Origin of the sequence: Kitasatospora sp. NPDC005856 (assembly GCF_040629945.1) — a bacterium.
Classification (GTDB): domain Bacteria; phylum Actinomycetota; class Actinomycetes; order Streptomycetales; family Streptomycetaceae; genus Kitasatospora.
The window spans coordinates 37,452-46,604 of sequence record NZ_JBEXWT010000073.1 but is presented as its reverse complement, the minus strand read 5'-3'; the positions used below and the strand labels follow the sequence as shown (position 1 = coordinate 46,604).

The following is a 9,153-nucleotide window of genomic DNA, read 5'->3' as shown; positions in this document are numbered from 1 at the left end:
TCGGGTGTGGGGGGGCGTGTACCACCCCCGGCCCGCCCCCGCAGCACCTCCACACCCGGGGGGGCCGGGCCCGGCCGCTGCCGTTTCCGGGGGCGTCCGGTCGCCGGCCGGCCCGTGCCCGGGCGGGTTCGGCCGGCCCCGGAGTGTCGTTCGAGTGGTCGAACGCGGCGTCAACTCGGCTGCTCCGGCGGGTTCTCGCGCGCCGCACGGGGGCCGTCGGCGCGCCATGCTGTCGGACGGTCAGCGCCCCGGCCGGTCCGGCGGTCGGGCGCGTCCACGAGGCGAGGAGGCCGGATGGCGGTCCGGAGCGGGGGCGTGGCGGGGGAGACGGCCGGGCGGGAGCGGCCCGGGACGGGCGGCGTCGACCGACTGAAGGCGGACTCGGTCGGCCTGGTCGGTGTGGTGTTCATGGCGCTCGCCACCGCCGCCCCGATCACCGCGATGACCGGCAACCTGCCGATCATCGTCGGGCAGGGCAACGGCGCCGGCGCGCCCGCCGCGTACATCGTGGCGACGGTGGTGCTGACGGTGTTCTCGGTCGGGTACGTGGCGATGGCCCGGCACATCACCGCGGCCGGCGCGTTCTACGGCTACGTCTCGCACGGGCTGGGCCGGGTGGTCGGGATGGCCTCGGGGCTGCTCGCCGTGCTCGCGTACGTCGTCACGGAGGCCGCGGTGCTCGGCTTCTTCGCGTACTCGCTGCGCGGGCTGGTCCGTTCGCAGCTGGGCGTGGACCTGGGCTGGGGCTGGTACGCGCTGTTCGGGGCGGCGGTGATCGGCGTGATGGGCTGGTTCGACCTGCACCTGACGGCCAAGGTGCTCGGGGTCGCGCTGGTGCTGGAGATCGGGGTGCTGAGTGCGGTCTCACTGGCGGTGCTGTGCTCCGGCGGCGGGCCGGACGGGCTCCTGGCCGGGGCCCTGAACCCGCTGAACGCGCTGAAGGGGGTGGGGAGTTCGGGTGCTTCGGCGGCCGGGCTCGGACTGTTCTTCGCGTTCTGGTCCTGGGTGGGCTTCGAGTCCACCGCGATGTACGGCGAGGAGTCCCGCGACCCCAAGCGGGTGGTGCCACGGGCGACGATGGTGTCGGTGGTCGGTGTCGGGCTGCTCTACGTCTTCGTGTCCTGGATGATCGTGTCCGGCAACGGAGTCGAGCAGGCGGTCGCGGTGGCGAGCGGCGCGGTGCCGGGCAAGGACGGCAACAGCCTGTTCTTCGACCCGCTCGGTGTGCACCTGGGGGCCTGGGCGGTGACGGTCTTCCAATGGCTGGTCGTCACCGGGTCGTTCGCCTGCGCGATGGCCTTCCACCAGTGCGCGGCCCGGTACCTGTACGCGATCGGCCGGGAGGGGCTGCTGCACCCGGCGCTCGGCCGCACCCATGCGCGGCACGGCTCGCCGCACGTCGCCTCGGTGGTGCAGTCGGTGATCGCGGTGGGGCTGGTGGCGGGTTTCCTGGCGGCCGGGATGGACCCGTACGCGCACCTGTACACGCTGCTGGCGTTGCTCGGGACGATGGCGATCCTGGTCGTGCAGACGCTCTGCTCCTTCGCCGTGGTCGGGTACTTCCACGTGCGGGGGCGGCACCCGGAGACCGCGCACTGGTTCCGGACGCTGGTCGCACCGCTGGTGGGCGGGGTGGCGATGGCAGGGGTGGTGGTGCTGCTGGTGCTCAACAAGGACGCCGTGGCCGGGGCGGCGGCGCACACGCTGCTGTTCCGGCTGATCCCGTTCCTGGTGGCCGGGGTGTTCGCGGGCGGGATCGGGCTGGCACTCGCGGTGCGCCGGTGGCGGCCGGAGCTGTACGCGCGGATCGGGCGCGTGGTGCTGGAGGACGCGGTCGAGCGGTGACCGGGCGGCGCGACGGTCGCGACGGTGCGGTGCGGCGGTGGTGGGGCGTGGCGCGCCGGGTTCAGCGCCGGTGGACCGGCAGGCCGTACTGGGCGGCGGCCAGCAGATCGTGCATCCGGTGGCCGAAGTCGTCGGTGTCCCGGGCCGGTTCGGGGAAGACCAGGCGGACGTCGCGGTGGCCGTGCGGGTGGTCCAGGCGCAGGACCAGACCGTGGCGGTCCAGGGCGAGCGGGCGGACCTCGGGGGCGTGGACGAGCACGGCCGGGTCGAGCAGCCGGGTGAGGACGTCGAGCGCCTCGGCGTGGTCGTCGGCGAAGTGGGTGAGCAGCGCGGCCTCGTGCCGGGCCAGTGGGTCGGGCTCGGCGAGCGCGAGGTCGGCGCCGGTGATCGCGCCGGTGCCGTACGGGGTGGCGAGGACGGCGTGGGCGACGTCCACCCGCAGGTGCACGCTGAGGCCGTCGTCGGCGAGGTGGGCCAGCCGCAGTCGCCCGGCCATGGTGAGGCGGGCGCGGACCCGGTCGCGGACGGCGACGGGGGCGACGTCGGTGACGTCCAGGACGACGGCGAGGCCGTCGGTGGCGCCGGCGACGGCCGTGGTGAGCGGGTCGTCCAGGGCGGTGCGCAGCCGCAGCCGGGAGCCGTGCACGGAGACCGGGGTGTCCAGGTGGTGGTGCTCGCCGAGGGCGCGGACGGTGAGCGAGGAGGTCGCGCTGAGCAGGCTGTGGATCCGTTCGGCGGTGGTGGGCTCGGGGACCTCGGTGTCGCCGGTGGGCAGGCTCATGGACGGACCTCCAGTAAATTAGGTGAGCCTAACCTAATGTGCGGATGGGGGTGTGGCAAGCGGACCTCCGGACGGGCGAGGGGCCCGGACGCGCCCTGCGGCGTCCGGGCCCCTCGGTGCGGCGGTGCGTCAGCCGACGACGGCCTGGGCGTCGATCTCGACCAGCATCGGCTCCTGCGGCAGCTCGACGAAGACGGTGGTGCGGCACGGCTTCACGCCGCCGGGCTTGATGTTCTCGTCGATGAACTCGGCGTAGACCTCGTTCATCAGCGGGAAGTCGGCACGCTTGGTCAGGTAGACGCGGAACATCACCACGTCCTCGATGGTGGCGCCGCCGGCCTCGACGATGGCCTTGACGTTCTCCAGGGTGCGGCGGGTCTGCGCCTTCACGTCGCCGCGGTGCAGGTACTCGCCGGTGGCCGGGTCCTGCGGGCCCTGGCCGGAGACCTGGAGGATCGGGCCCTTGCGGACACCCTGGGAGAACATCCAGGCGGGGGCGGGGGCGCCGTCGGTGCGGATCTCGGCCTTCTCGGAAGGCCGGGGGTGCTCGGAGGTCATCGGGTTCCTTGTCGATTGACGATGCGTCAGTTGTGGTCGGGGCGGCCGCAGTCGGCCGATACGGCGCGGGTGGTGGCGAGCAGCTGTGGGAGCAGGTCCAGCACCTGCTCGTACGGCAGGAGCACGTCCGGGACGGAGATCGAGGCGGCGGCGACCACCCGGCCGCTGGCGTCCCGGACGGGCGCGGCAACGCAGTTGATGAAGGCCTCGTGCTCGGCGTGGTCCTGCGCCCAGCCCTGGGCGGCGACCTTCTCGAGCTCGGCGAGCAGGGCCTCGGGGGTGGTCAGGGTGCGCTCGGTGTGCGGGGTGAAGTCGATCCCGGCCACCACCCGGCGCCGCTCGGGCAGCGGCAGGTCGGCCAGCAGCACCTTGGAGACGGCGGCGCTGTGCAGGGCGGCGCGCAGGCCGATCCGGGAGTACATCCGCACCGGGTGGCGGGAGTCGAACTTGTCGATGTAGACCACCTCGCCGCCCTCGTAGGCGGCCAGGTGCACGGTCTGGCCGGTGGCGGCGTTCAGTTCGGCCAGGTGCGGAGCGGCGATCCGGCGCACGCCGCGCTGCTCCAGGGCCAGACCGGAGAGTGCGAAGAGGCCGGCGCCCAGGTGGTAGCGATAGCTCGCGTCGCGATAGACGAATCGTTCCTCTTCGAGGCTCTGGAGCAGTCGGAGCACGGTCGTCTTGTGGACGCCGAGCACCTCGGCGAGCTGGTCGAGGGAGCGCTCGCCCTCACCGAGCTCGGCGAGGATGCGCAGGGCGCGGGTGACGGTCTGGCTCATCGTGCTCCGCTTCGAGGGCTTGGGGTCCTGCTCATTGTGCCCGGGCCGGTGATGCCCGCCGCGGTGACCCGGGTGGCAGCCCACTGGGCAGGGGTGGCGTCGAGCAGCGCGGCCACGACGGCGGCGTCCGGGAGCTCGGCCTGGTCCCCGTGGGCGGTCAGCGCGCAGGCGGCGCTGAGGTGCCCGAGTCGCAGCCGGCGCCGCTGGTCCAGGCCCCGGAGGGTGCCGGCCAGGTAGCCGGCCGCGAAGGCGTCACCCGCGCCGGTCGCCTCGACCACCTCGACCGCGAGGGCCGGCTCGGTGACCGCCGTACCGTCCCGTTCCAGGGCGGTCACCTGGCGGGCGGCGTCCTTGACCACGAGGGTGGCCGGTGCGGGGAAGCGGCGGCGAAGGGCGGCCGGGTCGCCGGTGCCGAAGGCGGCCTCGGCCTCGTCGGAGCCGAGCAGCAGCAGGTCGGCGGCGTCCAGCAGCGGCGGCAGCACGGCCGGGTCGCGCTCGCGCCAGAGCGAGGGGCGCCAGTTGAGGTCGAAGCTGACCAGGCGGTGGGGGCGGCGGTCGGCGAGCAGGGTGCGCAGCAGGGCCAGGCAGTCGTCGGAGAGTGCGGCGGTGATGCCGGAGAGGTGCAGCAGCCGGGCGCCGGTCAGCAGTGCGCCGGCGGTCGGGTCGGCGAGCAGGTCGGGGGAGAGCGCGGCGGCCGCGGAGCCGCGCCGGTGGTAGTGCAGCCGGCTGCGGCCGGGCCCGAGGTCGTGGCGGTCGCCGGTGCTTCCGCCGACCTCCTTGAGGTAGAGGCCGGTCGGGCGGTGCGGGTCGACCGCGACCGCCGAGACGTCCACGCCGCGGGCGGCGACCTCGGCGAGCAGCCGGCGGCCGAAGCCGTCGTCGCCGACCCGGCTGATCCAGGCGGTCGGCACGCCGTGGGCGGTCAGCGCGCCCGCCACGTTGGACTCGGCGCCGCCGACCGAGAGTCGGAAGCTCTCCACCGACTCCAGCGGGCCCGGGCGGTCCGGCAGCAGGACGGCCATCGACTCGCCCACGCACACGGCCGTCGGGGGAGTGCCGGGGCGGGTCGGGCCCTGGGTGTCCTGTCGCGGCATGTGCGGGGCTCCTCGTCTGCGGCCGTTCCGTCGAGAGCGGGCCCACCGGGTCGGCTCCGCCGCCTGTGAGCGGGTGAGTGCCGCGCCGTCCGAGGGCGCCGCACGTGAGCCGACCCCGTTGACCGGGAGTCAGGTCCGTTGACCGTGATCCGGCGCCGATGCTAGAACCGTGCTGCCAGCATGTGCAACCCTCGTTGCACATGTTGCAACCTGTGCGGATGGAGGAAGACGGTGGAGCAGACTTTCGCAAGCAGCGTCAGCGGACCGGGGATCGCGCGCGGCGCGGTGGCCGCCCTGGCCGACGAACCGCTCGACTGGCGGTTCAAAGCCGCTCCGCCGCAGTCGTGGGGCCGCAGTACGCGGGAGTGGCTCGCCACCGGCCCCATCCTCTCCTCGCTCGGCACCCCGCTGCTCACCCTCGACGGTGCCGCCCTCGACCACAACGTCCGCACCATGGCCGACTGGTGCGCCAAGGCGGGCGTCGCGCTCGCTCCGCACGGCAAGACCACCATGGCGCCCGCCCTCTGGCAGGCGCAGCTCGACGCCGGCAGCCACGGCATCACCCTCGCCAACCTGCCCCAGGTGCGGATCGCCCGGGCCTTCGGGGTGCAGCGCATCCTGCTCGCCAACACCCTGCTCGAACCGGCCGGACTGGCCTGGCTCGCCGACGAACTCGCCGCCGACCCGGACTTCGCCTTCCTGTCCTGGGTCGACTCCACCGAGAGCGTCCGTCTGATGGACGAGGCGCTGCGGGCCGCCGGGGCGGAGCGGCCGGTCGAGGTGCTGGTCGAGCTCGGCGGCCCCGGCGGGCGGACCGGCGCCCGCGGTGTGGACGCCGCCGTCGAGGTCGCCGCCGCCGTGCTGCGCGCCCCCACCCTGCGCCTGGCGGGCGTCGGCGGCTACGAGGGCGCGCTCGCGCACGACGCCTCGGCCGAGGGACTGGCCACCGTCCGCCGCTACCTTCGGGAACTCGGCGACCTGCACGGCCGGTTGGCGAGCGCCTACCCGGACGGCAGCCGGCCGGTGGTCTCGGCCGGCGGCAGCGCCTACTTCGACCTGGTGGTCGAGGAGCTGGCGGACCTGCCGGAGGCGTTCGTGGTGCTGCGCTCGGGCGCGTACATCGCCCACGACGACGGCTTCTACCGGGGCATCTCGCCGCTCGCCCGGGACGGCGGGCGGACGCCGTTCCGCGGCGCGCTGCACGGCTGGGCCCGGGTGGTCTCCCGGCCCGAGCCGCAGCTCGCGCTGCTGGACGCCGGCAAGCGTGACCTGCCCTTCGACGAGGGTCTGCCCGAGCCGCAACGGGTACGCGGCGGAGCCGAGTTGACCGGTACGGCGGCCCGGATCACCGCGCTCAACGACCAGCACGCCTTCCTGCGCGACGCGGGCGACCTCGCGCCGATCGGCGCGGTGCTGCGGCTGGGCGTCTCGCACCCGTGCACGGCCTTCGACAAGTGGACGGCCGTCCCGGTGCTGGACTCCGCGGACGCGGCCGAGCCGAAGGTCACCGGCCTGGTCAGGACGTTCTTCTGATGCCCGGGGAGAGAGCGGCCGTCGAGGACCGGCCTCGCGGTAGGGGCGCGACGGTCTTCCGGGGCGCCACCGTGGTGGACGGCACCGGCGCGGAGCGCTACCGGGCCGACGTCCGGATCGCCGACGGCCTGATCACCGAGATCGGCGAGGGCCTCGACGCACCCGACGCGGTGGACGCCGACGGACTGGTCCTGGCGCCCGGCTTCATCGACATGCACGCCCACTCCGACCTCGCCCTGCTGTGCGAGCCCGAGCACCCGGCCAAGGTCACCCAGGGCGTCACCTGCGAGGTCCTCGGCCAGGACGGGCTGTCCTACGCCCCGGTGGACGACGTCACGCTTCCCGCGCTGCGCCGCCAACTCGTGGGCTGGAACGGCGATCCGGACGGCTTCGACTGGGACTGGCGGGACGTCGCGGGCTACCTGGACCGGATCGACCGCACCGGGGTCGCCGTCAACGCCTGCTACCTCGTCCCGCACGGAACGCTGCGGATGCTCGCCATGGGTTGGGCCAACCGTCCGCCCACCCCGGGCGAACTCGACCGGATGCGCCAGGCGCTGGCGAAGAGCCTGCTGGACGGCGCGGTCGGCATGTCCAGCGGCCTCAGTTACACCCCCGGGATGTATGCGGACACCGCCGAACTGATCGAGCTGTGCACCGTCGTCGCGGCCTACGGCGGCTTCCACGCCCCTCACCAACGCTCGTACGGTGCGGGGGCGTTGGAGGGCTACGCGGAGATGGTGGAGATCGCCCGGCGGAGCGGCTGCGCACTGCACCTGACCCACGCCACGATGAACTTCGGGCCCAACCGGGGACGGGCCGGCGAGCTGCTGGAACTCCTCGATCGGGCGCTCGCCGAGGGAGTCGACCTCACCTTGGACAGCTACCCCTACCTGCCCGGATCCACCACCCTGGCCGCTCTGCTGCCGAGTTGGGCCACCGAGGGCGGCCCGGCCGCGACGCTGGCGCGACTCGTCGACCCCGCGCAGTGCGCGAAGATCCGCTACGAGGTGGAGGAGAAGGGCAGCGACGGCTGCCACGGCGTGGTCACCGACTGGGCGACGATCCAGATATCCGGCGTCCGCTCGGCCTCGCTCGCCGGCACGGTCGGCCGGACCGTCGCCGAACTGGCCGCCGAGGAGGAACGTACCGGCACCGAGGTGTTCCTGGACCTGCTGCGCCGGGACGAGCTGGCCACGACGATCCTCCAGCACGTCGGGCACGAGGAGAACGTCCGGGCGATCATGCGCCACCGCTTCCACACCGTCGGCAGCGACGGGCTGCTGGTCGGGGCCCGGCCGCACCCGCGGGCCTGGGGCACCTTCCCCCGCTACCTCGGCCACTACAGCCGTGAGTTGGGCGTGCTGACGCTGGAGGAGACGATCGCCCGGATGACCGGCCGCCCGGCCGCCCGGCTGGGGCTGGACCGGCGCGGCCGGATCGCCCCCGGCCACCACGCCGACCTGGTGCTCCTCGACCCCGAGAAGGTCAGGGACGCCGCCACCTTCGAGGACCCCCGGCTGCCCGCCGAGGGCATCGAGTACGTGTACGTCAACGGCACCGCCGTCGTCCGGCAGGGACGCACCACCGGCGCCCGTCCCGGGCGCGCCCTGCGCCGCACCGATCGAGGAACCCTGGCCATATGAGCGAGCTCGCCGCCCCCACCGATCCTTCCGGGCCGACCGGCCCCTCCGCCTCGGCCGAGTTCTCGGTGCTGCGCGACGAAGCGGTGATCGCGGTGGTCCGCGCACCGCTGATCCCGGACGCCGCCGCGCTCTGCGCCGCCCTCGCCGAGGGCGGCATCAACCTCACCGAATTCACCTACACCACACCGGATGTGACGGAACATCTACGGAAGGCCTCGAAGGCCGGCTGGCGGGTCGGCGTCGGGACGGTGCTGACCGCCGAGCAGGCCCGGCGCGGGGTCGAGGCGGGGGCGAGCTTCCTGGTCACCCCCGGCTGCCGGCCCGAGGTCGCCGAGGCGGCGGCCGTCGCGCGGGTGCCGGTGGTGCTCGGGGCGCTCACCCCGACCGAGGTCGCGCACGCGGTGGACCTCGGTGCCGTCGCCGTCAAGATCTTCCCGGCCCGGGCGTTCGGTCCGGGCTACTTCAAGGACCTGCGCGGCCCCTACCCCGATGTGCCGCTGGTGGCCTCCGGCGGGGTGAACGCGGGCAACGCCGCCGAGTTCCTGGCGCACGGCGCGCTGGCGGTCTGCGCGGGGACGGACGTGGTGCCGCCGGACGCGGTCGCGGCAGGGGACTGGGCGGAGATCACCCGGCGGGCCCGGGCGTTCACGGCGGCCTGTGCGGGGGCGGGCGGGTAGGGCGGACCCGTGGAACGGGCTCGTACGACGGACTCGTCAGGCGGGCTCGTAGGGGCGGGGGTGGCTTCGTGGCGGTGCCGGTGCGGGTGCAGGCCTCGTGAAGGAGGCGGTGTCGGGGCGAGGCGGGCTGTCGGGACGGCCGGGATTGGACGAGAATCGGGGGCACCCGGCTCGGCCCCGGCCGAGCCCGTCCCGGCTCAGCCCCGCCCGGCCGCGCCCGGGGCTCCGGACCCCGGCAGGAGG

The 9,153-nt window shown here is 74.5% G+C and carries 8 protein-coding genes; 4 read left to right on the top strand and 4 right to left on the bottom strand.

The genetic code is table 11. From position 1 onward, the window contains the following. The first annotated feature begins 294 nt into the window (after positions 1-294). Complete coding sequence (locus ABZ449_RS31985) at positions 295-1,845, top strand: APC family permease (protein WP_360353145.1); 1,551 nt, start codon at positions 295-297, stop codon at positions 1,843-1,845. A gap of 61 nt (positions 1,846-1,906) precedes the next feature. Here the strand turns inward: ABZ449_RS31985 and ABZ449_RS31980 are convergent, their stop codons facing one another. From ABZ449_RS31980 to ABZ449_RS31965, 4 genes are all read right to left on the bottom strand, one after another. After that, a complete protein-coding gene (locus tag ABZ449_RS31980) occupies positions 1,907-2,626 on the bottom strand; it encodes a DUF2470 domain-containing protein (RefSeq protein ID WP_360353143.1) in 720 nt (239 codons plus the stop codon). A gap of 129 nt (positions 2,627-2,755) precedes the next feature. Further along, entirely contained in the window at positions 2,756-3,184 is a 429-nt protein-coding gene (locus ABZ449_RS31975) for a RidA family protein (protein ID WP_360353141.1), read from the bottom strand. A gap of 26 nt (positions 3,185-3,210) precedes the next feature. Further along, positions 3,211-3,960, bottom strand: coding sequence for an IclR family transcriptional regulator (locus ABZ449_RS31970; RefSeq protein WP_360353139.1), 750 nt, complete (start codon positions 3,958-3,960; stop codon positions 3,211-3,213). Further along, on the bottom strand, positions 3,957-5,054 hold the full coding sequence (locus ABZ449_RS31965) for a sugar kinase (protein ID WP_360353137.1): 1,098 nt from the start codon (positions 5,052-5,054) through the stop codon (positions 3,957-3,959). Before ABZ449_RS31965 ends, ABZ449_RS31970 begins: the two co-directional genes overlap by 4 nt. Positions 5,055-5,285: 231 nt before the next feature. On the opposite strand from ABZ449_RS31965, the gene ABZ449_RS31960 reads away from it, so the two are divergent. From ABZ449_RS31960 to eda, 3 genes are read left to right on the top strand one after another with little or no spacing between them, the layout of a single operon-like run. Further along, positions 5,286-6,587, top strand: coding sequence for an alanine racemase (locus tag ABZ449_RS31960; protein WP_360353135.1), 1,302 nt, complete (start codon positions 5,286-5,288; stop codon positions 6,585-6,587). Beyond that, entirely contained in the window at positions 6,587-8,233 is a 1,647-nt protein-coding gene (locus ABZ449_RS31955) for a D-aminoacylase (protein ID WP_360353133.1), read from the top strand. The genes ABZ449_RS31960 and ABZ449_RS31955 overlap by 1 nt, the downstream gene beginning before the upstream one ends. Continuing rightward, positions 8,230-8,910 carry a bifunctional 4-hydroxy-2-oxoglutarate aldolase/2-dehydro-3-deoxy-phosphogluconate aldolase gene (eda, locus tag ABZ449_RS31950; protein WP_360353131.1) on the top strand — a complete coding sequence of 227 codons (681 nt, stop codon included), beginning with the start codon at positions 8,230-8,232 and terminating at the stop codon, positions 8,908-8,910. Before ABZ449_RS31955 ends, eda begins: the two co-directional genes overlap by 4 nt. Positions 8,911-9,153 lie beyond the last annotated feature (243 nt).